The organism is Pseudoduganella lurida, from assembly GCF_007830455.1.
Lineage (GTDB): Bacteria > Pseudomonadota > Gammaproteobacteria > Burkholderiales > Burkholderiaceae_D > Rugamonas > Rugamonas lurida.
Map to the genome: position 1 here is coordinate 14,556 of NZ_VLLB01000005.1, position 23,334 is coordinate 37,889.

The window sequence follows — 23,334 nt, forward strand, 5'->3', positions numbered from 1 at the left end:
ATGAATGTCTTTTTTGAAGAATCCGGCGATTTCAAGGTGGGCACCGTGCTGTCCACCGCCGGCGAGGCCTACCAGGTGGAACTGGCCAGCGGCAAGCGCAGCAAGGTAAAGATCAAGGACGTGCTGCTGCAGTACGAGAAGCCCGCGCCGGAAGAATTGCTGGCGCAGGCGAAGGCCGTGGTGGCCGACGTGGACCTGGACTTCCTGTGGGAAGTGGCGGGCGGGGAGGAGTTCGGCTTCGCGGAACTGGGCGCCGAGTACTTCGGCCATGCGCCGCTGCCGCACGAGGCGGCCGGCCTGATCCTGGCGCTGCATTCGGCGCCCGTGTACTTCTACAAGAAGGGCCGCGGGCGCTACAAGGCCGCGCCGGAGCAGTCGCTCAAGGCCGCGCTGGCCGGCATCGAAAAGAAGAAGCAGCAGGCGATCGTGCAGCAGGGCTACGTGGAAGAGCTCAAGGCCAACCGGCTGCCCGAGTCCATGGCGGGCATCGTCCAGCAGCTGCTGTTCAAGCCGGACAAGAACACCATCGAATACAAGGCGCTGGAAACGGCCTGCAACGAACTGCACACGACCGCGCCGCGCCTGATGCTGGCCGTCGGCGGCATCGGTTCGGCGAAGGACCTGCACATGGCGAAGTTCCTGTTCGAGTCGTTCCCCCGTGGCGCCGGCTTCCCCGACGTGGCCGTACCGGCCGCGCCGGCCGGCCTGCCGGTGGCCGACGTGGCAGCCTTCTCGATCGACGACGTGACGACGACCGAGATCGACGACGCGTTCTCCATCACGCACCTGGACGACGGCACGGTGCGCGTGGGCATCCACATCGCCGCGCCGGGCCTGGGCATCCGGCCGGACGACGCCGTCGACAAGATCGCGCGGGGCCGCCTGTCCACCGTCTACATGCCGGGCGACAAGATCACCATGCTGCCGGACGAGATCGTGAATGCGTTCACGCTGGCCGAGGGTAAAACCTGCCCGGCGCTGTCGCTGTATGCCACGTTGAACCCGTCCGACTGGACCGTGCTGTCCACCGAGACGCGCGCCGAGCTGGTGCCGATCGCGAACAACCTGCGCCACAACGACCTCGATGACGTCGTCAACGAGGCCACGCTGGCCAGCGGCGAGGGCGACTACCCCCGCAAGGCCGAACTGACCCTGCTGTGGGGCTGGGCCCAGCACCTGGAAGCGGGCCGCATGGTCAAGCGCGAGGCGTTCGGCCTGAAGCCGGAACAGAACAACCGCGTGGACTTCAACTTCTATGTCGAAGACGACGTGGTCACCATCAGCCGCCGCAAGCGCGGCGCGCCGCTGGACAAGATCGTGGCCGAGCTGATGATCTTCGCGAACAGCACCTGGGGCAAGCTGATGCACGACCATGGCGTGCCAGGCATCTACCGCAGCCAGGGCCGCGGCGTGGGCGGCTGGAACGCGAAAATGCAGGTGCGCATGCTGACGCACGCGGCGCCGCACGAAGGCCTGGGCGTCGACCAGTATGCGTGGAGCACCTCGCCGCTGCGCCGCTACACGGACCTCGTCAACCAGTGGCAGATCCTGGCCGTGGCCGAGAAGGGCGTGATGGCGCCGCTCGTCGCCCCGTTCAAGCACAAGGACGCCAACCTGTTCGCGATCGTTTCCGCCTTCGACGCGGCCTACGCGGCCTATGCCGACTTCCAGTCGAACATGGAGCGCTACTGGTGCCTGCGCTGGCTGGGCCAGGAAGACAAGAAACAGGTGGAAGCCGTGGTGCTGAAGGACGAAGTGCTGCGCCTGACGGACATCCCGCTGGTGATCCGCCTGCCCGGCATGCCGTCCGCCCCGCGCGGTGCCGCCGTCAAGCTGGACGTGCTGCGCTGGGACGAAGTGGACCTCTCCATCGAAACGCGCCTGCTGGAAATCGAAGCGCCGGCCGGCGAAGTGGAGATCGAGGAGGAAGAGGAAGTGGTGGCCGAGACCGTGCCTGCGCTCGATCCCGCGGTGATCCCCGACGCCGACCAGCCGGCCGACGAGAAGGCCGAAGTCGCAGCGCAGCCCGATGCGAGCTGACTTCTAGGGCACATCCCCGAATTGAAGTGCCTGTCCCCGATTTTCTGCAGGTAGAATGATGCATTCTGCCCGGCACCATCGACCACCCGCGTGACGTATTTTAAAGACAACCGCTTCCTGATGATCGCCGTCGCCGCGTCGGTGGTCGTCCACGCGGCGCTGCTGGCGGTGCGGTTCGTGGCGCCGGCCGAAGTGAAGCTGCAGCCCACCGACCCCACGCTGGAAGTCATCCTCGTCAACGCCAAGCACGCGAACCGGCCGCTGAAGGCCGATGCGCTGGCGCAGGCCAACCTGGAAGGTGGCGGCAGCGCCGACAAGGGCCGCTCGAAGTCCCCCCTGCCCGACATGCGCAAGATGCAGTCCGGCGACAGCATCGAGGCCGCCAAGCGCCGCATCGCCGAACTGGAACAGGTGCAGAAAAACCTGCTGACGCAGGTGAAGACGACGCCTTACCGCGCCGCGCCCGTCACGGAGCGCAACACGCCCGATCCGCTGCCGACCGGCGCCGACCTGAACGACAGCACGCGCGCCATCGCCCGCATGGCCGCCGAGATCGCGCAGACGATCGAGGACCAGAACAAGCGCCCGCGCCGCACCTACATCACGCCCAGCACGCAGCAGGTGGGCTACGCGCTGTACTACAAGACCTTCCAGCGCAAGGTGGAGGAGGTGGGCACGCTGAACTTCCCGCAGCAGAACGGCCGCAAGCTGTATGGCGAGCTGGTGCTCTCGATCCCGATCTTCCAGGACGGCACGGTGTACGGCAAGGAAGGCGGCATCAAGGTGCAGCGCAGCTCCGGCAACCGCGCGCTGGACGAGGCGGCGATCGCGATCGTGCGCCGCGCCGCGCCGTTCGGCAAGTTCCCGCCGAACATGCTGTCGAACGACCGCGACGACCTGTGGGTCATCATCACGCGCTTCAAGTTCACGCGCGAACAGAAACTCGAAACGAAACTGGACCGCCTCAACTAGCATGAGCCTTATCGACCAAGATGGCATGACCGACCGATACTGCGTGTTCGGCAACCCGATCGCCCACAGCAAGTCCCCCGACATCCACGCCGCCTTTGCCGCCCAGACGGGCCAGGCGCTGACCTATGAAAGACGCCTGGCGCCGATCGACGGCTTTGCCGCGGCGGTGCATGCCTTCATCGCCGAAGGCGGCAAGGGCGCCAACGTGACGGTGCCGTTCAAGCTGGAAGCCTTCCGCCTGGCGAATGCGCTGACGGTGCGTGCGCAGGCCGCCGGCGCCGTCAACACGCTGCTGTTCGACGGGCACGGCATCACGGGCGACAACACGGATGGCGCGGGCCTCGTCAACGACATCACCGTGAACGCCGGCGTGCCGATCGCCGGCCGCCGGGTGCTGCTGCTCGGTGCGGGCGGTGCGGCGCGTGGCGCGGTACTGCCGATCCTGGAACACCGTCCGGCCACGCTGGTGATCGCCAACCGCACGTTGGCCACGGCCGAAGCGCTGGCGCAGCAGTTCGCGCAGCTGGGTGGCGCGGGCGCAGGCAGTTGCCGCATCGCGGCGTGCGGTTTCGCGGCCATCGAGGGCGAGTTCGACATCGTCATCAACGCCACGTCGGCCAGCTTGCAGGCGGAACTGCCGCCCATTCCGACCTCGGTATTTCACCCAGGCACGCTGGCATTGGATATGATGTACGGCAAGGAGCCGACCGTCTTCCTGCAGTTCGCCGCCAGCCATGGGGCGGCCACGCGCGATGGCCTGGGCATGCTCGTCGAACAGGCCGCGGAGGCGTTCCACGGCTGGCGCGGTGTGCGGCCCGAGACGGCGGCGGTGCTGCAGCAGTTCCGAACCTGATACCAATACAACAATCGAGCTATGGCAAACAAGGCGCCGGGCCGCTGGGCCTGGGTGAAGTGGGTCTTCATCGTCCCGATCGTGCTGTTCCTGCTGGTGCAGGCGTATTTCTTCGCGCAGATCTGGTGGTGGCGCGACCATGAACCGGGCATGACGGCCTTCATGCGCCAGCAGCTGTCCGTCCTGCAGGAAAAGAATCCGGACGCGAAGATCGTCCAGCAATGGGTGCCGTACAGCCGCATCTCGCCGAACCTGAAGCGCGCCATCATTGCCTCGGAAGACGCGAATTTCTCCGAACACGACGGCGTCGACTGGGACGCGCTGGAAAAAGCCTACGACCGCAACGAGAAGCGCAGGAAGGTCACGCACGGCGGTTCCACCATCACGCAGCAGCTGGCGAAGAACCTGTTCCTGTCCGGCTCGCGCAGCTACCTGCGCAAGGGCCAGGAGCTGATCATCGCCTACATGCTGGAAACGCTGATGGACAAGCAGCGCATCTTCGAGATCTACCTGAACGTGGTGGAATTCGGCCGCGGCATTTATGGCGCCGAAGCGGCCGCGCGCCACTATTACCGCATCCCGGCGGCGAAACTCGGTGCGGCGCAGGCGGCCCGCCTGGCCGTGATGCTGCCGAACCCGCGCTACTACGATGCGCACCGCGATACCGGCTACCTGAACCGCCGCACCGCCACCATCCTGCGCCGCATGGGTTCCGCCGACCTGCCGTGAACCGATGAGGCCGTGTCCTGGTGCCAGGCACCGGGACATTGATGACTTCGTGTCCCGGTGCCAGGCACCAGGACCTGGGCTGAATCCGGCACGCGACAGTTGCGCCACAAAAAGCTTCCTTATCTGAAGAGGGGATTAAAAAGGGCCGGCCCGGGCTGGCCGGGGCGCGGAGTTTGCCTGTACACTTGCGCTGGTTTATTTTTGCCCTCCGATTTGCAACCCCTGCAATTGTTCTGATAACTGTCCCGTCTCCAGCCGGCTGAGAGTGCCCATGATTAATGTCTTCGTCTTACAAAATGGCCGGCTGAACCAGGTTCCCATCGATTCGCGGGAGGACCTGGAACAGGTCGCGCCCGTCTGGGTCGACCTGACGGACCCCACGGACGACGAACGCGCCTGGGTGAAGACGATCTACGGCGTGATCCTGCCGGGCGAAGACGAAGTCAAGGATATCGAAGCATCGGCCCGTTACTACGAGGCGGAAAACGGCGACCTGCACCTGCGCACCGACTTCCTGCTGGAAGAAGACGATGGCCCGTCGCGCGTCGTCACCGTCGCCTTCATCCTGGCCCGCAAGATGCTGTTCTCCGTCCACACGGACGACCTGCCGGTGTTCCGCCTGGTGCGCATGCGCGCCCGCTCGCGGCCCGGCTCGATCGCCGACTACATGGACGTGCTGCTGGACCTGTACGCCACCGATGCCGAATACTCGGCCGATGCGCTCGAGGGCATCTACCAGAAGCTGGAAGAAGTGTCGGGCCGCGTGCTGCAGGAAGAGTTCACCGACAAGGACGCGGCCGATGCGCTGTCGGCCATCGCCCACGAGGAGGATCTGAACGGCCGCATCCGCCGCAACATGATGGACACGCGACGCGCCGTCAGCTTCCTGATGCGGGGCCGGCTGCTCAATTCCGAGCAGTTCGAGGAGGCCCGCCAGATCCTGCGCGACATCGAATCGCTGGACGGCCACACCTCGTTCCTGTTCGACAAGATCAACTTCCTGATGGATGCCACGGTCGGCTTCATCAACATCAACCAGAACAAGATCATCAAGATTTTCTCGGTCGCCAGCGTGGCCTTCCTGCCGCCAACGCTGATCGCCAGCGTGTACGGCATGAATTTCGACTTCATGCCGGAACTGAAATGGACGCTCGGTTATCCCTGGGCCTGGGGCCTGATGATTACCAGCGCCATTGCACCGTTCCTGTATTTCCGGCACCGGGGCTGGCTGAAATAACCGCGCTTCATCACTAAACCATGCGCGCTGCCGCCGCCAGATCATACTGGCGCGGATATTGCCGCCCCTCCCCGTGCAGATTAAGGAAGATATTGGCGGCAAAAGCCAATATAGATGCCGCTGCCACGATTTCGGAGGCAACCAAGGCGGGCAAGACCCTTGTATCGCCCTTCAGCAATAAGCACGCGAGCGATCCCATCATCACGGGAATCGCCAGGTTCAGCAGCCAGAAGTGGATGCGCGCCAGCCGCGTTGTCCCGGCGGCGGGAAATACCGTGTAGATCAGGCCGGACAGGGCCAGCGTCGTCCACCCCAGCAGATTGACGTGGGCATGCACTGGCCGCAGCGTGAAATTTTCGGTGGCCCCCATCGCGATCCCCATGCCGACGCCGATGATCAGATACAGCACGGCCAGCTTGATCCACAGGATGCCGGCGCTGCGGGCCTTGTCCCGCGCGCCAGGGTAGAGCGTTCGCATGATGCACTCCGTTGACGGTTCGATGGAGCAGCGGATTCTAAAGATCGGACATCATCGGATTGTCGGAACATTGTCCTGAAAGCCTCGTCCGGGGCTGACGAATGTCACAACGCGCCAATTGGCAGCGCTTTCATGCCAGCAACTGGCTCGAAATGGTATCGATCAAGCGCTGGCGAACATCGCCACGACGGCCACGGCCATCACCGTGGTGCCGAGCCAGCCGAAGAAGGTATGCCGGCGGCTCAGCGTGAAGTCGCCCATCACCTTGCGGTCGTGCGCCAGCAGCATCATCACGACCATGATGGGCACGGCGATCACGCCATTGATCTGGGCCGACCAGATCAGTGCCTGCACCGGATCGATGGGCGTGAAATTGAGCGCCATGCCGCCCACGGTGGCCAGCGAAATGATGGCGTAGAATTCGCGCGCCTCCAGCACCTTCATGTCCATGCCATTGGGCCATTTGAAGCTTTCCGTGACCGCATAGGCGGCCGAGCCGGCCAGTACGGGAATGGCCAGCATGCCGGTACCGATAATCCCCAGCGCAAAAATAAAGAAGGCGAATTCGCCGGCAATCGGCCGCAGGGCATTCGCGGCCTGGGCCGAACTTTGAATATCGGTGATGCCGTGCGCACCTAAAGTCGCCGCCGCCGTCAGCATGATGAAGACGGCGACGATATTCGAAAACGCCATGCCGATGAAGGTATCGAGTTTAATGCGGCGTAAATGCTTGCCCGCATATTCCGGCGCACGGCGCAGCGACTGGTTTTCGCCATCGCGTAATTCTTCCACTTCCTGCGAGGCCTGCCAGAAAAACAGGTAAGGGGAAATGGTGGTGCCGAAAATCGCCACGATCAGCGCTACGGAACTGCGGTTCCATTCGAACCGGGGCATGACCATGGCCTTGAATACTGCCAGCCAGTCCAGGTGAATGGCAAACACGGTGGCCACATAGGCCAGCAGGCCCAGGGTCAGCCATTTCAGGAAGCGCACATAGGTGCGGTAGGGCAGGAAGATCTGCAAGGTCAGGCACAGGAAGGCGCAGGCCAGCGAGTACAGGTGGGCGGAACCGGCGCCGGTCACCAGCCGCACGGCCTCGCCCATCGCGGCGATATCGGCCGCGATGTTGATCACGTTCGCCACCAGCAGCAGCGCCACGATGGCGTACAGCAGTGCCGGCGGATACGAGCGGCGGATATTGGCCGCCAGGCCGCGGCCCGTGACCAGGCCGATGCGGGCCGACACGAGCTGGATGCCCACCATCAGCGGGTAGGTCAGCACCATCGTCCACAGCATGTTGAAGCCGAACTGGGCGCCTGCCTGGGAATAGGTGGCGATGCCGGAGGGATCGTCGTCCGCCGCGCCCGTGATGAGGCCGGGGCCCAGCGCCTTCACGGCATCGTTCTTGGCATAGCGGTGAAACAGGCGCTGCAGGAAAGTCATGGTCGGCTCGTACGTCAACGCACGCTGCCGGCATGAGGGCGGCAGCGTTACGGCAGGGTTATCGGACTGGGGGAAGGCATGGGGATGGCAGTGTCGCCGGCTTGCTGTTAAGAAAAAGTTTAATTGCAGGGCCGTTAAGCCCATCCTAAGCCGATCCCAAGCCGATAGCGGGGCCGGGCGTAAAAAAAGGACGGTCACCCGTCCTTTTTGCACGTTCCGCAGAAACCGTTACTTCAGCCGCGCAAACACCCGCCGCGCCGCTTCGATCGTTTCATCGATCACGGCATCGTCATGCGCGGCCGAGACGAAGCCCGCCTCGAACGCGGCCGGCGCGAAGTACACGCCTTCGTCCAGCATCGCGTGGAAGAACTCGTTGAACTTGGCGCGGTCGCCGGCCATCATCTCCGCGTAGTTGCGCGGCGGCTCGGCGGAGAAATACAGGCCGAACATGCCGCCCTCGTAGTCGGCGCAGAAGGTCACGCCTTCCTGGAATGCCGCATCGGTGAGGCCTTCGGCCAGGCGCTTGGCGGTGGCCGTCAGGCGGTCGTAGAAGCCGGGCTGCTGGATCAGTTTCAAGGTCGTCATGCCGGCCGCCACCGCGATCGGGTTGCCGGACAGCGTGCCGGCCTGGTACACGGCACCCAGCGGCGCCATGTGGCCCATCAGCTCCGCGCTGCCGCCGAAAGCCGCCACCGGCAGGCCGCCGCCGATCACCTTGCCCAGCGCCGTCAGGTCCGGCGTGATGCCGTACAGCGCCTGCGCGCCGCCCAGGCCCACGCGGAAGCCGCACATCACTTCGTCGAAGATCAGCAGCGCGCCGTGCTGCGTGCACAGCTTGCGCAGCGCCTGCAGGAACTCGGGCGTGGCCTTGATCAGGTTCATGTTGCCGGCCACCGGTTCGACGATCACGCAGGCGATCTCGTCGCCGAATTCGGCAAACGCCTCCTCGATCATCGGCACGTCGTTATAGTCCAGCACCAGCGTGTGCTTGACGAAGTCTTCCGGCACCCCGGCGGAGGTGGGATTGCCGAACGTGAGCAGGCCGCTGCCCGCCTTGACCAGCAGCGAATCGGCGTGGCCGTGGTAGCAGCCTTCGAACTTGACGATCTTGTCGCGCCCCGTGGCGCCGCGTGCCAGCCGCAGGGCGCTCATGGTCGCTTCCGTGCCGGAGGAGACCAGGCGCACCTGGTCGATCGACGGCACCAGCTTGCGGATTTCCTCGGCCATCTCGACTTCGCCCCGGGTGGGCGCGCCGAACGACAGGCCGCGCGTGGCGGCATCCTGCACGGCCTTCACGACTTCCGGGTGGGCGTGGCCGACGATGGCCGGGCCCCACGAACCGATGTAGTCGATGTAGCGCTTGCCGTCCGCGTCCCAGAAGTACGGGCCTTCGGCGCGGCTGATGAAGCGGGGCGTGCCGCCGACCGAGCGGAACGCGCGCACCGGCGAATTGACACCGCCGGGCGTGGTCTTCTGCGCGCGTTCGAACAGCACATCGTTTTGCGAAATCGTCATTACGTATCCTTGTTCTGCATCTGATGAAAACGGTTCGGCACCAGCCGGCCCATGCCATAGCGCTGCGCATGCTTCAGCGCGCCGAACGTGTATTGCTGGGCCAGGTCGACGGCCTGCGGCAGCGCCACGCCCTGCGCCATGTAGGCGGCGATCGCGGCCGACAGCACGCCGCCGGCGCCCACGAACGGGCCCACCAGGTGCTGCCAGCGGTCGTGCCGCACCACGCCTCCGTCACCATACAGCGTATTGGCGCGCAGGCCCGATTCGGCACGCGAGGTGCCGGCCGGCGTGCCCGTCACCAGCACGTATTCGCAACCCAGGTCGATCAGGTGCTGGGCATCGTCGCCGATCGTTTCGCCGTTCGACAGGTCGCGCCAGGTTTCCGCCATGCGGCCCAGCTCCACCTGCGACAGCACCAGCAGCGTGGCCTGCGGCACCAGCAGCTGGCGCAGCACCGTGAGGAGTTCTTCCGGGTCGGTCTGTTCCGACAGGGCCGGCAGCTGCGAGCCGAAGGGATCGAGGATCAGGGGCGCATCGGGATAATCGGAGACCACTTCGGCGATCGAGGACACGTGTTCCATGTCGTCGATGGCGCCGATCTTGAAGGCCGCCACCGCCGCATCTTCCAGTACCACGCGGGCCTGGTCGGAGACCCAGTCCGGCTCCACGTGCTGCTGTTCCTCGACGCGGGCGCTGTCGCCGATGAGCAGCGCCGTGGTCACTGCCAGGCCGTGGCAACCGAGCGCCGCGAAGACGCCAAGGTCGGCATGCACGCCCACCGCGCCGATCGGATCGGCCACGCCGAATGTCAGAATGAGGGGAGATGTTTGGTTTTGCACGGCCAGTAGATTAAGATACCCGATCCGGCATTTTACTAGATAGAGGGTGGCAAAACGTGAGCAGCAATGTTGAGAGCAATACGGGCGTGGAATTCAAAAGCTGGATGTGCCTGATCTGCGGCTGGATCTACGACGAAGCGGCCGGCCTGCCGGACGAAGGCATCGCGCCGGGCACCCGCTGGGAAGACGTGCCGATGAACTGGACCTGCCCGGAATGCGGCGCGCGCAAGGACGATTTCGAGATGGTGGCCTTCTAAGGAAGCGGGGCGCCGGCTGGCATTCCGACCTGGGCGCCGTCATTTTCCCCCTGTGCTATCGTAGCGGGAACGGTGGGTAACCAGACAGGATATGACGACAGCCGATATCACGACAGCGCCAGCGGAAGGCTCGAGGAGCGATGGGCTGAAGATCATGGTGATCGACGACAGCAGCACGATCCGCCGCTCCGCCGAGATCTTCCTCAGCCAGGCCGGCTACCGGGTGGTGCTGGCCGAAGACGGTTTCGATGCGCTGGCCAAGATCGTCGAACATGCGCCGGCGCTGGTGTTCTGCGACATCCTGATGCCCCGCCTGGACGGCTACCAGACCTGCGCGCTGATCAAGCAGAGCGCGAAATTCCACGCCACGCCCGTGCTGATGCTGTCCTCGAAGGACGGCCTGTTCGACCGGGCGCGCGGCGCGATGGTCGGCTCCTCGGCCTATCTCACCAAACCCTTCAGCAAAGACAGCCTGCTGGCCGCGGTGCGCGAGCACACAACGCAAGCATAAGCGACCACAGGAACCCAGCATGGCCATCCACAGAATTCTGATCGTCGACGATTCGCCCACCGAGCGCTACTACCTGACGGACATCCTGTCCCGCAACGGCTATGCCGTGTCCACCGCCGAAAACGGCGAGCAGGCGATGGCCAGCATCCGCGCCGACAAGCCGGAACTGATCCTGATGGACGTGGTGATGCCCGGCGCGAACGGCTTCCAGGTCACCCGCTCGATCGCCCGCGATCCCGAGCTGCAGGATGTGCCGGTGTTCATCTGCTCGTCGAAGAACCAGGAGACGGACCGTATCTGGGGGCTGCGCCAGGGTGCCAAGGAATACCTGGTGAAGCCGGTCGACGCGGCCGAGCTGCTGTCCAAGATCGAAGCGCTCGGCTGATGGTGCGCACGGACGACGACACCCAGTCCCACGACGGCGAACGCCGCAGCCGGCTGCGCCAGTACCAGGTGCAGCTGCTGGAACGCATGCAGGCCGCGCAGGGCGCCGCGCCGGCCGCGGGCCGCGAATTGGGCGTACTCGTCGGCGCCCGCCACTGCCTGCTGGACCTGACGCAGATCGGCGAGATCGTGCCGCAGCAGGCCATCGCGCCGGTGCCGCTCACCCAGCCCTGGTACCTGGGCCTGGCCAACCTGCGCGGCAGCCTGACCGGCGTCGTCGACCTGGCCCGCTACCTGGGCGATGCACCGGCGCTGCCCGGCCCGGAAACGCGCCTGCTGACCTTCTCGGCCACGCTCGGCCTGCCGTGCGCGCTGCAGGCCACGCGCGTGCTGGGCCTGCGCCGGCTGGACGACATGCAGCCGGCTGCCGCCACGGCGGACGATCCCGCCTGGTGCGCCGGACGGCACGCCGATGCCGATGGCCAGGCCTGGCTGCGGCTCGACCTGGCGCTGCTGGTACGGGAAGCGCGCTTCCTGCAGATCGGCGTCTAGCGCCCGCCACCACGCACCGCGAAAGGGAACGATGGGCCTCTTTTCACGCAATCCGTCACGCAACCTGGCACGCAGACGGGAGCACCGGCGCGACGAACGCGGTCCGGACTCCGAATTTGCCTATGGCGCCGCCGCCGCCGACTCCCGTTTCGCCTATCAGGCCGGCGCCGTTGCGGGCACGGTCCCCGCACCCGATCCCTCCCGTGTCGCCGATGTCGACGATTCCCCGCTGCGCCTGCGCGATGCGCTGCGCCGCCGCGGCAGGGCCGGCGCGGTGCCGGACAGCCCGTCGCTGCGGTTGCCGCTGATCGGCCACCTGCCGCCGCAGCGCCAGCTGAGCTATCTCGTCACCGCGCTGGCAGTCAGCGTGGCCCTGTCGGCCGGCTTCGTGGCGCTGAACGTGGAACACAATGCGCAAAGCGCCGCCAGCACGCAGGTGGCCGGCGACGCGCTGATGCACTCGCAGCGCATCGGCAAGGCGGCGCCCAATGCGGTGCAGGGCAATGCGGAAGGCTTCCGCCAGCTGGCCGAAAGCCGCCGCGAACTGGAGAACGACCTGGCGCTCCTCGCCAATGGCGGCAGCTTCCGCAACCGCGATGTACCGGCGGCCGGCACGGCGCAGCAGGCCGCGGTGACGGCGGCACGCGCCAAATGGGCCGCCACCGCGAAGGCGGCCGACACCATCCTGGCGCTGCGCGGCGACCTGGCCGGCATGGACCAGGCGCTGCGCACGCTCGACCGGGGCGCGCCGCAACTGCTGGCGCAGGTCGAAGAGATCGCGGCACTGCGGCTGCAGCGCGGTGCCGGCGCGCGCGAAGTCGCCGCGCTGGGCCGGCTGGCGATGCTGACGCAGCGGCTGAGCCGGGGCGCCGCCGATTTCCTCAGTGCGGACGGCATCGGTTCCGAAACGGCCTTCCGGATGGGCCGCGACATCGCCACCTTCCGCCTCACCGTCGATGGGCTGCTGAACGGCAGCACTGCGCTGGGCCTGGCCGCCGTGGGCGACGCCGACGTGCGCGAACGCCTGGCCGCGCTGCGCACCAGCTTCGAACCGTACCAGGCGCAGGCCGGCACGATCCTGGCCCGCGCCGACCGCTTCGTGGCCGCCAAGGATGCCGAACGCCTCGTCTTCGGCCGCAACGAGGAACTGCGCCAGGCCCTCGCCGAACTGCAGGACAGCTACCGCGGCACGCTGGGGGAACTGAACTGGACGTTCTGGCTGATGGTGGCCGGCGGCATGCTGACCCTGCTGACGGGCGCCGCGATCGGCCGCGTGCTGCTGCAGGACTCGTACAACCGCACCCGCGCCGCCGAGCACCGACGCCAGCAGGCCGAGACGCTGCGGCTGCAGGCGCAGAAGAAGGAGGAGGAAGCCAAGGCCACCAATGCGCAGAACCAGGCGGCCATCCTGCGCCTGATGAACGAGCTGCAGGAAGTGGCCGATGGCGACCTGACGGTGCAGGCCACCGTCTCGGAAGACATCACGGGCGCGATCGCCGACTCCGTCAACTACACGGTCGAGGAACTGCGCGGGCTGGTGGGCCGCGTAACGGCGACGGCCGAGCAGGTGAATCTCGCGTCCACGCACGCGCAGGGCATCTCGACGGAACTGCTGGGCGCCTCGCAGCAGCAGGCCAGCGAGATCCGCGCCGCCAGCGCCACCGTGCTGCGCATGGCCAAGGAAATCACCGAGGTGTCGCGCTCCGCCGCCGAATCGGCCGACGTGGCACGCCAGTCGGTCGATGCGGCGCGCCAGGGCGCCACCGCCGTGCAGAACGCCATCACCGGCATGCACGGCATCCGCGAACAGATCCAGGAAACCTCCAAGCGCATCAAGCGGCTGGGCGAATCGTCGCAGGAGATCGGCGAAATCACCGAGCTGATCTCGGACATCACCGAGCAGACCAACGTGCTGGCGCTGAACGCGGCGATCCAGGCCGCATCGGCCGGCGAGGCGGGGCGCGGCTTCTCGGTGGTGGCGGAGGAGGTGCAGCGGCTGGCCGAGCGTTCCGCGTCGGCCGCCAAGCAGATCGGCGCGCTGGTGCGCACCATCCAGGCCGACACGCACGACACGGTGGCGGCGATGGAAAAGGCCACCAGTGGCGTGGTGGAAGGCGCGCAGCTGTCCGATGCGGCCGGCGCCGCGCTGGAAGACATCCAGCGCGTGTCGCAGCAGCTCGCCGAACTGATCGAAGGCATGTCGCGGGCCACCGGTGCTCAGGCCACGTCGGCCAGCGGCGTGGCGCGCAATATCGGCCATATCCTGCAAGTGACGGAACAGACCAAGGACGGCACGCAGCAGACGGCGCAATCGGTGCGCCAGCTGTCCGACCTGGCCCAGCAGCTGAAGGATTCCGTCTCGCGTTTCCGCATTACCTCATGAGGCAAGCATGATCGAAAGCCGTACGTCCCATCCCGTGTCCAGCCACTCCTTCGACCCCGGTCCGCTGTCCTGGGTGATGGGCGAGATCCGCGAGGCGCTGGGGCGGTCGCGCACGGCGCTGTTCGAGGCCGGCGGGCTCGATCCGGAAGACCAGGCCACCGCGCTGCGGCTGGCCAAGTCGCACCTGCACCAGGCGCATGGCGCCCTGCAGATGGTGGATGTGGAAGGCGTGGCGGCGGTCACGCAGCTGGCCGAGGAAGCGCTGGACCGCTTCAAGGATGGCAGCGTGAAATGCAGCGCCGACCATGTGCAGGCCATCGCCGAGCTGTACCAGGCGCTGGTGGAGTTCCTGGAAGAGCTGCTGGACGGCGCGCCGTTCCAGCCGGTGCGGCTGTTCCCGTATTACGAGGCGGTGCAGCGCCTGCTGGGCGCCGCGCGCATCCATCCGGCCGACCTGTTCTTCCCGGACCTGGCGCGCACGCCCGAGCTGCCCGCCGCCGAAGGCGACACGGCGGATTTCGGCGCGCTGCGCAGCCGTTTCGAACGGGCGCTGCTGCCTTACCTGAAGTCGGGCGACCCGGCCCAGGCGCAGCCGCTGGCCGAGGTGATCGCCGAAGTGGCGGCCGCGCAGGCCGCGCCGCGCAGCCGCGTGTTCTGGCTGGCGCTGCAGGCCGGCGCGGAGCTGGTGGCGGCCGGCCATCTGGCGGGCGGCGTGTACGTGAAGCAGCTGTTCGGCGCGGCCAACCTGCAGATGCGCCGGCTGGCCCAGGGCGCACCCGAAACGCCCGATGCGGTGCTGCGCGATGCGCTGTTCTTCATCGCCGCGGCCGACCCGGACCAGCTGACACCGCTGGCCCAGGCATTGCGCAGCGGCTTCGCGCTGGACGGCACGGTGCCGGCCGACTACACCGCAAAGCGCTACGGCCAGATCGATCCGGAGGCGCTGGCACGTGCGCATGACGGCCTGGCGCAGTCGCGCGCCGCCTGGCAGCGCACCGAGGAAGGCGACGACGGCGCGCCGGCCGATCTTTCCCGGGCGCTGGCGCTGGTGGCTGCGGCGGCGGACAAACTGAACGTCACGCCGCTGGCCGCGCTGATGCGGCAGGTCGCCAGCGTGGCCGGCACGGCGGCCGGCAGCGGACGCAGCGAGGCGCTCGGCCTGGAGGTGGCGACGGCGCTGCTGTTTGCCGGGCACGGCCTGGACCAGATCCGCCACCTGCCGGACGATTTCGCCGCCAGCGCGGACACCATCGGCGCGCGCCTGCAGGCCCTGGTGGCGGGCGAACAGCCGCCCGCGCCGGCCCAGTGGCAGCACGGCCTGGCCCAGCAGCTGCGGCAGGACGATACCGTGGCCGCGCTGGCGCAGCAGATGAAGGCCACGCTGCGCGACGTGGAGCGGGCGCTGGACGAGTTCCATGCCGACGCCGGCCAGCGCCCGCAGCTGGCGGCGCTCGATGGCATGCTGCACCAGCTGGAAGGCGCGCTGGCCATCACGGACCAGCCGGAGGGACAGGCGGCGGTGCGCCACGTGCGCGGCGCCGTTGCCGGCCTGGCGCAGGGGGCGGCGCCGGAGGAGGGCCGCCAGCTCGATGCCATCGCGCAGAACGTCGGCGCGCTGGGCTTCTTTGTCGACATGCTGGCCCAGAACGGTGCCGGCGCGCGGGAAAGGTTTGCCTTCGATGCCGCGCAGGGGACGTTCCGCGCCGTCCCGTTCCGCAAGATCGCCGGCGCCGAATCGATTCCCGTGCTGGAGGAAGAAGTGCCGCCGCCCGCCGTGCCGGTACTGGAGGAAAGCTATCCGGCCTCGGGCACCGGCGACGCGGCGATCGAGGCCGAGCTGCTGGAGATCTTCATCGGCGAAGCGCAGGAGGTGCTGGCCTTCGTCGACAGCACGCTGGCGCAGCCCCGCGCCGAGGCGGGAGCGCCGGCCAGCCTGGCGCAGCTGCGCCGCTCGTTCCACACGCTCAAGGGCAGCGGCCGCATGGTGGGATTGAACCAGTTCGCCGACGCGGCATCGGCGATCGAAAAGGTCATGAACACGTGGATCGGCGAGGAGCGGGCGGCCAGCGATGCGCTGTTCGGCCTTCTCGAATGGAGCGCGGCCGAGCTGGACGCCTGGGTCGCCGAGCTGGTCGCGCAAGGGATCTCGCCGCGCAGTGCCGCACCGCTGGCGGCCGCCGCGGCACGGGTGCAGCAGGGCGGGGCGTTTGCCGCGCCGGCTGCGGCGCCCCCCGCGCCGGCGAGCGGATCCGCGGCAGAGGAGTCTGCAGCCGACGAATCCGCAACCGACGAATCCCCCACCGACGAATTAGCAACCGCAGCACGCACCGGAGCCGGATCGGCGGCGGCCGAGGCCTATGTCACGGACGAAAACGCGACCGAGGAAAGCGCCGCCGCCGCGCCGGAGATGGGGCACGCTTCGACCGCGCCGTATGCACTGCAGCAGCCCGCGGCGGACGAGCAGCAGCCGCCAGCGGAGGACGAGCAACTGCCGCAGGCAGCGGAGGCACCGGCAACGGAACCGGCCAGCGCCATGACCTTCATCGGCCGCCTCGCCGTGCCCGCGCCGCTGTATGACATCTACGTGGTGGAAGCGGCCGGGCTGGTGCGCACGCTGGCCGAGGCCGGCGCTGCCTGGCGTACCGAGGGCCGTCCCCCCGACACGATGCTGCCGGCCGCGCACACGCTGGCAGGCGTCTCGGCCACCGTCGGCTTCAAGGCGCTGCGCGATCTGGCGCACGCGCTGGAGGCAACGCTGGAAGCGGCCCCGCCGATGCTGCACGATCCCGCCCACCACGACGCGGTCGACGTGGCCGTCGCGCGTATCGGCCAGATGCTCGACGGCTTCACGGCCGGCGAGCTGCCCGACGAGCAGCCGGAACTGGTGGCCGCGCTGGAACAGCTGCGCGCCGAATGGGCCCGCGCGCACGGCTTCGGCCCGGAACTGGAAGCGCGCCTGGACAGCATGCTGGGCGGGATGCACGCCGAAGCGCAGGCAGAAGCGCAGCCCGATGCCGCCGCCCCCCAGGACGACTTGACGGCGCGCTTGGAGACGCTGTTTGCCGATACCTACCAGGCGCTGCTGGCCGATCCGCCGGCGGCACCGGAGCGCGGCACGGCGGCGCCTGCCCGTCCGCCCGCCGCCACGCAGGACGAATCGATCGACGACCTGTTCGACTCCGCGTTCGACGATGCCTTTGCCGCGCCGCCGCTGACGCAGGCCGCGCCGGAGGCGTTGGCGGAACCTGATACGGGCCTGCAGGACGCACCGCAGGCGGAGTCGCTGCCGGAAGCCGCTGAAGCAGCGCCGGAAGCCGAAGCCGAAACCGAAACCGAAACCGAAGCCGAAACCGAAACCGAAGCCGAAACCGAAGCCGAAACCGAAACCGAAGCAGCAGCGGAAGAACCGGCCGTCCAGGTGCTGGCCCTGCCCGAACCCGAATCGAACCTGCCGCCGGTGGCCGATGAACTCGACCCCGACCTGCTGCCCGTGTTCCTGGAAGAGGGGGCGGACCTGCTACCGCAGGTGGGCGCCGCGCTGCGCGCCTGGCAGCATGCGCCGGACCATGGCGAACATCCGGCCACGCTGCAGCGCGTGCTGCATACTCTCAAGGGCAGCGCGCGCATGGCCGGCGCCATGCGCCTGGGCCAGCACGCCCACGAGATGGAAACCCATATCGAGGGCATGGGGCAGCCCGCGCCGCAGGCGTTCGAGGAATTGCTGGCCCATTACGACCATGCGCTGCTGCTGTTCGAACAGCTGCAGCATCCCGCCAGCGCGGAACCGGCGGCCCCAGCCTCCGCCCCGGCCGAACCGGAAGGCGCCGCCGCCCAGGTGCCGCTGGTGCGGGTGCGTGCGGACATCCTCGACCGCCTCGTCAACCAGGCCGGCGAGGTGTCGATCAGCCGCTCGCGCCTGGAAAACGAGGTGGGGGCACTGCGCACGGCGCTGGCCGACTTCCAGGACAATCTGGACCGCCTGCGGGGCCACCTGCGCGAGGTGGAGATGCAGGCCGAGACGCAGATCGCGTCGCGCCTGTCCATCGCCGGCGAGCGCGAATTCGATCCGCTCGAATTCGACCGCTTCACGCGCCTGCAGGAGCTCACGCGCATGATGGCCGAAAGCGTGGGCGACGTGGCTTCGTTCCACGCCAGCCTGGTGCGTTCGGTGGACAGCGCCAGCGACGACCTGGTGCAGCAGGCGCGCATGACCCGCGACCTGCAGCGCGACCTGATGCGGGTGCGGATGGTGCCGTTCGCGAGCATCGCCGAACGCCTGTTCCGCGTGGCGCGCCAGAGTGCCAAGGAACTCGACAAGCGCGTCAACCTGGATATCCGCGGCGGTTCCGTGGAGATGGACCGGGGCGTGCTGGAGCGGATGGCGGCGCCGTTCGAACACCTGCTGCGCAACGCGATCGTGCACGGCATCGAACCGCGCGTGGTGCGCGCCGAAGCGGGCAAGGAAGAAACCGGCGAGATCCTGGTGCAGGCCACCCAGCAGGGCAACGAAGTGGTGCTGGAGTTCTCGGACGATGGCGCCGGGCTGGACCTGGACCGCATCCGCGCCAAGGCGCGCGAGCTGGGCCTGCTGACGGCCGACACTGCGGACGATGCCGATCCGGCGCAGGTCGCCAACCTGATCTTCGAGCCGGGCTTCTCCACGGCGGACACGCTGACGGAGCTGGCCGGCCGCGGCGTGGGCATGGACGTGGTGCGCTCGGAAGCGCAGACGCTGGGCGGCCGTATCGACACGCACACGGTACCGGGGCAGGGCACCCGCTTCATCATCCACCTGCCGTTGACATTGGCCGTCACGCAGGTGGTGCTGCTGGCCGCCGGCGGCAAGACGCATGCGGTGCCGGCGGCGCTGGTGGAGCAGGTGCTGCAGGTGAAGGCGGGCGCGCTGGACGAAGCGTCCGGCACGGTGGACGTGGGCGGCCAGCCGCTGGCGCTGCACTACCTGCCGGCGCTGCTGGGCGAGACGGGCGCGCGGCCGCTGGCGCAGCGTTCGGTGGCCGTGCTGGTGCTGCGGGCCGGCACCGACCGGCTGGCGATCCGCGCCGACGAGGTGCTGGGCAACCGCGAAGTGGTCGTCAAGAACACGGGCCCGCAGCTGGCGCGCGTGCCCGGCATCGCGGGAGCCACCGTGCTGGGGTCGGGCGAGATCGTGTTGATCCTCAATCCCGTGATCCTGTTCCAGCAGCGTGCCCAGCACCTGGCCGAGTCCGGGACCGGCGTGCCGGCCGCCGCACTGGCGCCGGTGCTGCCGCAGGCGGCCAGCGGCACGATCCTGGTCGTCGACGATTCGCTCACGGTGCGCAAGGTCACGCAGCGGCTGCTCGAACGCGAGGGCTACACGGTGCTGCTGGCGAAGGATGGCGTGGAGGCGCTCGAGCAGGTCGCCGTGCGCAAGCCGGACCTGATGCTGGTCGATATCGAGATGCCGCGCATGGACGGCTTCGACCTGACCCGCAACATCCGCGCCGATGCCGCCACGCGCGACATCCCGATCATCATGATCACCTCGCGCAGCGCGGACAAGCACCGCAACGCCGCGCTGCAGCTGGGCGTGAATGCCTACTTCGGCAAGCCGTTCCAGGAGACCATCCTGCTGGGGGCGATTGCGGGGTTGCTGCCGGGTGTGGAGGAGGCTGGTGCCCGGGACCGCTGAGCCGCCGGGGTCTGACCCACAGCGCCCGGGCCTTCCCGGGAATCCGCGGCTGCATCGCGGGTCTGACCCCAGCAGTTGGCATGCGAGCCGACTGCGCATCCGAACGGCCGGGGTCAGACCCGCGGTCTAGCTGACAGCCGACGAAACAGCCGAGGTAACAGCCCAGGTAACAGCCGCCGGCGCCGCGGGTCACACCCCGGCGTCTTCACCGCTCGCCGTGACATCCTCCGCCGCCTTCCCCTTCACCACCTCGAACCGCTCCAGCGTGCGCTGGCGCGCCTCGGCATGGTCGACCAGCGGTGCCGGATAGCCGGGAACGCCGCCATGCAGCCACGGCGCATGGATCTGTTTCGACGGCAGGGCGGCCAGCACGGGCAGGTAGCGGCGAATGAACGCGCCATCCTTGTCGAAGCGTTCCGACTGGGTGACGGGATTGAAGATGCGGAAGAACGGCTGCGCATCGCAGCCGCTGGAGGCGGCCCACTGCCAGCCGCCGTTGTTCGATGCCAGTTCGTAGTCGTTCAGCCGCAGCGCAAAGTAGCGCTCGCCGCGGCGCCAGTCGATGCCGAAGTCCTTGCACAGGAAGCTGGCCGTGACCATGCGCAGGCGGTTGTGCATGAAGCCCGTGGTGTTCAGCTGCACCATCGCCGCGTCGACCAGCGGGAAGCCGGTGCGGCCCTCGCACCAGGCGGCGAACAGCTCATCCGCCGCGGCGCCCGTCTCCCATGCGACCCGGTCGTAGGCGGGCTTGAACGACGCTTCCACCACCTGCGGGTTGAAGTACAGGATCTGCTGGTAGAACTCGCGCCAGATGAGCTCCGACAGCCAGGTGGCACCGCCTTCGCCGGCCTGGCCCCGCGCGGACAGCTGCATCACCGTGCGCACCAGGTGGCGGATCGACACGGTGCCGAAGCGCAGGTGCAGCGACAGGCGCGAGGTGGCGTCCAGCTCCGGGTAGTCGCGCGCGGTGCCGTAGTCGGCCAGGTGCGGCTGGAAGGCCTCGAACAGCGCCGCGCCGCCCTCCATGCCGGGAACGATGCCGACGGCGGCCAGGTCGGCGCCAGCGAAGCCGATGTCCTGCAATGACGGCAGCGGGCTGGCACCCGGCGCAAAGGCGGCAGCATGCGGTTCGACATGCCACGGCGCCAGCGCTTCCGGTTCCGCCTCCAGCCGGCGCAGCCATGATTTTTTATAGGGCGTGAACACCGACAGCGGCTTGCCCACGCGGGACAGCACCTCCTCTTTGGCGAAGATCACCTGGTCCTTGTGCAGGTGCAGCGTGCGGCCATCGGCCTGCAATGCGGCGGCGACGGCGCTGTCGCGGGCAATGGCGGCCGGGTCGTAGTCCTCGGCGGCATGGACGGCAGCGACGTTCAACTGCCGCGCCAGGGCCGGGATCGCGTCACGCGCATCGTCGTGCAGCACCACCAGATGGCCGCCGAGCGTTTCCAGCTCCTGCGCCAGTTCGGCCAGCGAGGCGTGGAGGAAGGCCACGCGGCGGTCGTCGCGCGGCAGGCCGGCCAGGATCGGCTTGTCGAACACGAACACGCAGTGGACCGGGCCGCCGGCGCGCAGCGCGTGATGCAGGGCGGCGTGGTCGAATGCGCGCAGGTCGCGCCGGAACCAGACGAGGGCGCCCCGGGCGGCATCCGGCGGGCCGGCGGGATTGTTATTGCTGATGGGCATTGGGTGTGCGGGACGTCAATTCGTGGAGGGAAATTATTGCCTACGATCAGTATACAGGGCGCCACCCAGGCCGTACCGGGCGCCCATCCCGATTCGGTGGCCGTTCCGGCAATTCATAGTAAACTGTCGATGTACGCGTGAAGTTTCCACCGTGCAAACAGAAAGTCCAGCAAAGAGAGTAGCCATGAAGAAGAGCAGAGCGAGCAAACCGCTACCCGTGCCTGGCTTGTTACAGGAGTCCCCCTTGCACAAACTGGAACCGGAGGACGCCTCCACGACGCCGGCGCTGAACCTGGCGAATCACTTCCTGATCGCAATGCCGTCCATGCAGGATCCCGTCTTCGGCGGCACCGTCGTCTACGTCTGCGAGCACAATGAAAACGGCGTGCTCGGCGTGGTGATCAACAAGCCCACGGACATGACGATGGACACGCTGTTCGAGCGCATCGACATCGAAGTGACGGCCGGCCGCGAGGGGATGACGGACAAGGCCATCATGTTCGGCGGCCCCGTGCAGGACGACCGCGGCTTCGTGCTGCACACGCCCGGCGCGCGCTATTCGTCGTCGCTGACGGTGACGGACGACGTGGCCTTCACCACCTCGATCGACGTGCTGGAAGCCGTCGCGCGCGGTGCCGGCCCGCAGCGCATGCTGGTCTCGATCGGCTATTCGGGCTGGAGCCCGGGCCAGATCGAGGACGAGATCAGCCGCAACGGCTGGCTGACCGTGCATGCCGATCCGGACGTGCTGTTCGACCTGCCGGTCGAGGAGCGCTACCTGGCGGCCATGAAACTGCTGGGCATCGACCCGCTGATGCTCACGTCCGAAGCGGGGCATGCCTAGCTTGCAGACCGCACCCCGGACAGTATTCGGCTTCGACTTCGGCATCAAACGCATCGGTGTAGCGATGGGCAACACGCTGATCGGCCAGGCCAGTCCGCTGGCCGTCGTGGAAGCGATCGACAATGCCACCCGCTTCGCGCGGATCCGCGCACTGATCGACCAGTGGCATCCCGCGCTGCTGATCGTGGGCCTGCCGCTGCATCCCGATGGCGCCGAACACGAGATGACGGCGCGCTGCCGCCGCTTCGCCAACCAGCTGCACGGCCGCTTCGGCATTCCCGTCGAACTGGTCGACGAGCGCTATTCGTCCGCCGTGCTGTCGGCGAAGCGGGGCGAGGTCATCGACGACCGCGCCGCCGCCATCATCCTGCAACAATATTTTGATTCGAACTGATTTCTTTGACTCCCATGCCCAATCTGACTGACCCCGCCAGCCTGGACGCCGAGGCGCTGTATGCCGCGCTGCTCGAGCAGGTAAAGACCGGCCTGGCCGGCGCGCACGATCCCGCCATCGTCGGCATCCACTCCGGCGGTGCCTGGATCGCCGAGCGCCTGGCGCAGGACCTGGGCCTGACCGAACGCTGCGGCGTACTCGATGTGTCCTTCTACCGCGACGACTACGCAAAGAAGGGCCTGCCCGCCGAAGTGAAACCCACCCATATCGGCTTCGACGTGGCCGGCGCCACCATCCTGCTGGTGGACGACGTGCTGTACACGGGCCGCACCACGCGCGCCGCGATCAACGAGCTGTTCGACTATGGCCGCCCGGCGCGCATCCTGCTCGCGGCGCTGGTGGACCGCGGCGAGCGCCAGTTGCCGGTGGCGGCGGACTTCGTGGCGGCCCATACTCGCGTTGCCGCCGGCCAGGCGCTGCGCCTGACGCAGGACGAGGCGCGCCGCTTCACCCTGACCATCGAACACGACCATCCAGTGACCTGAT

19 protein-coding genes are annotated in these 23,334 nt (G+C 67.8%); 14 read left to right on the forward strand and 5 right to left on the reverse strand.

Features of this window, described 5'->3' with window-relative positions:
* From IP91_RS14840 to corA, 5 genes are all read left to right on the forward strand, one after another.
* Entirely contained in the window at window positions 1-2,040 is a 2,040-nt protein-coding gene (locus IP91_RS14840; protein WP_145649872.1) for an RNB domain-containing ribonuclease, read from the forward strand.
* 120 nt (window positions 2,041-2,160) lie between these two features.
* Window positions 2,161-3,012 (forward strand): TonB family protein, encoded by an 852-nt coding sequence (locus tag IP91_RS14845; RefSeq protein ID WP_145650240.1) that lies wholly within the window; start codon window positions 2,161-2,163, stop codon window positions 3,010-3,012.
* A 25-nt stretch (window positions 3,013-3,037) separates the two neighbouring features.
* Entirely contained in the window at window positions 3,038-3,865 is an 828-nt protein-coding gene (gene aroE, locus IP91_RS14850; protein ID WP_145649873.1) for a shikimate dehydrogenase, read from the forward strand.
* 21 nt (window positions 3,866-3,886) lie between these two features.
* The gene (gene mtgA / locus IP91_RS14855; RefSeq protein ID WP_145649874.1) at window positions 3,887-4,594 is read left to right on the forward strand and encodes a monofunctional biosynthetic peptidoglycan transglycosylase; all 708 of its coding nucleotides are present in this window, start codon (window positions 3,887-3,889) and stop codon (window positions 4,592-4,594) included.
* 271 nt (window positions 4,595-4,865) lie between these two features.
* Complete coding sequence (corA, locus tag IP91_RS14860) at window positions 4,866-5,831, forward strand: magnesium/cobalt transporter CorA (RefSeq protein WP_145649875.1); 966 nt, start codon at window positions 4,866-4,868, stop codon at window positions 5,829-5,831.
* 13 nt (window positions 5,832-5,844) lie between these two features.
* Here the strand turns inward: corA and IP91_RS14865 are convergent, their stop codons facing one another.
* The 4 genes from IP91_RS14865 to thiD all read right to left on the reverse strand — a co-directional run bounded on the left by IP91_RS14865 (window position 5,845) and on the right by thiD (window position 10,106).
* Entirely contained in the window at window positions 5,845-6,309 is a 465-nt protein-coding gene (locus IP91_RS14865) for a heme-copper oxidase family protein (RefSeq protein ID WP_145649876.1), read from the reverse strand.
* A 162-nt stretch (window positions 6,310-6,471) separates the two neighbouring features.
* Entirely contained in the window at window positions 6,472-7,752 is a 1,281-nt protein-coding gene (locus IP91_RS14870) for an Nramp family divalent metal transporter (protein ID WP_145649877.1), read from the reverse strand.
* A 228-nt stretch (window positions 7,753-7,980) separates the two neighbouring features.
* Window positions 7,981-9,267: a glutamate-1-semialdehyde 2,1-aminomutase gene (gene hemL / locus IP91_RS14875; RefSeq protein ID WP_145649878.1), complete on the reverse strand. Its 1,287-nt coding sequence runs from the start codon at window positions 9,265-9,267 to the stop codon at window positions 7,981-7,983.
* Window positions 9,267-10,106, reverse strand: a complete 840-nt coding sequence (gene thiD, locus IP91_RS14880) for a bifunctional hydroxymethylpyrimidine kinase/phosphomethylpyrimidine kinase (RefSeq protein WP_145649879.1) — start codon at window positions 10,104-10,106, stop codon at window positions 9,267-9,269. Before thiD ends, hemL begins: the two co-directional genes overlap by 1 nt.
* Before the next feature lie 104 nt (window positions 10,107-10,210).
* Between thiD and IP91_RS14885 the strand changes: the two genes are divergently transcribed.
* The 6 genes from IP91_RS14885 (at window position 10,211) to IP91_RS14910 (ending at window position 19,864) form a co-directional block, all read left to right on the forward strand.
* Entirely contained in the window at window positions 10,211-10,363 is a 153-nt protein-coding gene (locus IP91_RS14885) for a rubredoxin (RefSeq protein ID WP_199754621.1), read from the forward strand.
* Between the two features lie 91 nt (window positions 10,364-10,454).
* Entirely contained in the window at window positions 10,455-10,874 is a 420-nt protein-coding gene (locus tag IP91_RS14890) for a response regulator (RefSeq protein WP_145649880.1), read from the forward strand.
* 19 nt (window positions 10,875-10,893) lie between these two features.
* Window positions 10,894-11,259: a response regulator transcription factor gene (locus tag IP91_RS14895; RefSeq protein WP_145649881.1), complete on the forward strand. Its 366-nt coding sequence runs from the start codon at window positions 10,894-10,896 to the stop codon at window positions 11,257-11,259.
* A complete protein-coding gene (locus IP91_RS14900; RefSeq protein WP_145649882.1) occupies window positions 11,259-11,810 on the forward strand; it encodes a chemotaxis protein CheW in 552 nt (183 codons plus the stop codon). The genes IP91_RS14895 and IP91_RS14900 overlap by 1 nt, the downstream gene beginning before the upstream one ends.
* Before the next feature lie 31 nt (window positions 11,811-11,841).
* Entirely contained in the window at window positions 11,842-14,193 is a 2,352-nt protein-coding gene (locus tag IP91_RS14905; RefSeq protein ID WP_145649883.1) for a methyl-accepting chemotaxis protein, read from the forward strand.
* A gap of 7 nt (window positions 14,194-14,200) precedes the next feature.
* The gene (locus tag IP91_RS14910; RefSeq protein WP_229474470.1) at window positions 14,201-19,864 is read left to right on the forward strand and encodes a hybrid sensor histidine kinase/response regulator; all 5,664 of its coding nucleotides are present in this window, start codon (window positions 14,201-14,203) and stop codon (window positions 19,862-19,864) included.
* Between the two features lie 189 nt (window positions 19,865-20,053).
* Here the strand turns inward: IP91_RS14910 and IP91_RS14915 are convergent, their stop codons facing one another.
* On the reverse strand, window positions 20,054-21,550 hold the full coding sequence (locus IP91_RS14915; protein ID WP_145649884.1) for a cryptochrome/photolyase family protein: 1,497 nt from the start codon (window positions 21,548-21,550) through the stop codon (window positions 20,054-20,056).
* Window positions 21,551-21,734: 184 nt separating this feature from the next.
* Between IP91_RS14915 and IP91_RS14920 the strand changes: the two genes are divergently transcribed.
* From IP91_RS14920 to pyrR, 3 genes are read left to right on the forward strand one after another with little or no spacing between them, the layout of a single operon-like run.
* Window positions 21,735-22,394 (forward strand): YqgE/AlgH family protein, encoded by a 660-nt coding sequence (locus IP91_RS14920; RefSeq protein ID WP_145649885.1) that lies wholly within the window; start codon window positions 21,735-21,737, stop codon window positions 22,392-22,394.
* Complete coding sequence (gene ruvX, locus IP91_RS14925) at window positions 22,387-22,788, forward strand: Holliday junction resolvase RuvX (protein ID WP_145649886.1); 402 nt, start codon at window positions 22,387-22,389, stop codon at window positions 22,786-22,788. Before IP91_RS14920 ends, ruvX begins: the two co-directional genes overlap by 8 nt.
* A gap of 14 nt (window positions 22,789-22,802) precedes the next feature.
* Window positions 22,803-23,333, forward strand: a complete 531-nt coding sequence (pyrR, locus tag IP91_RS14930) for a bifunctional pyr operon transcriptional regulator/uracil phosphoribosyltransferase PyrR (RefSeq protein WP_145649887.1) — start codon at window positions 22,803-22,805, stop codon at window positions 23,331-23,333.
* The last annotated feature ends 1 nt before the right edge of the window (window position 23,334 follow it).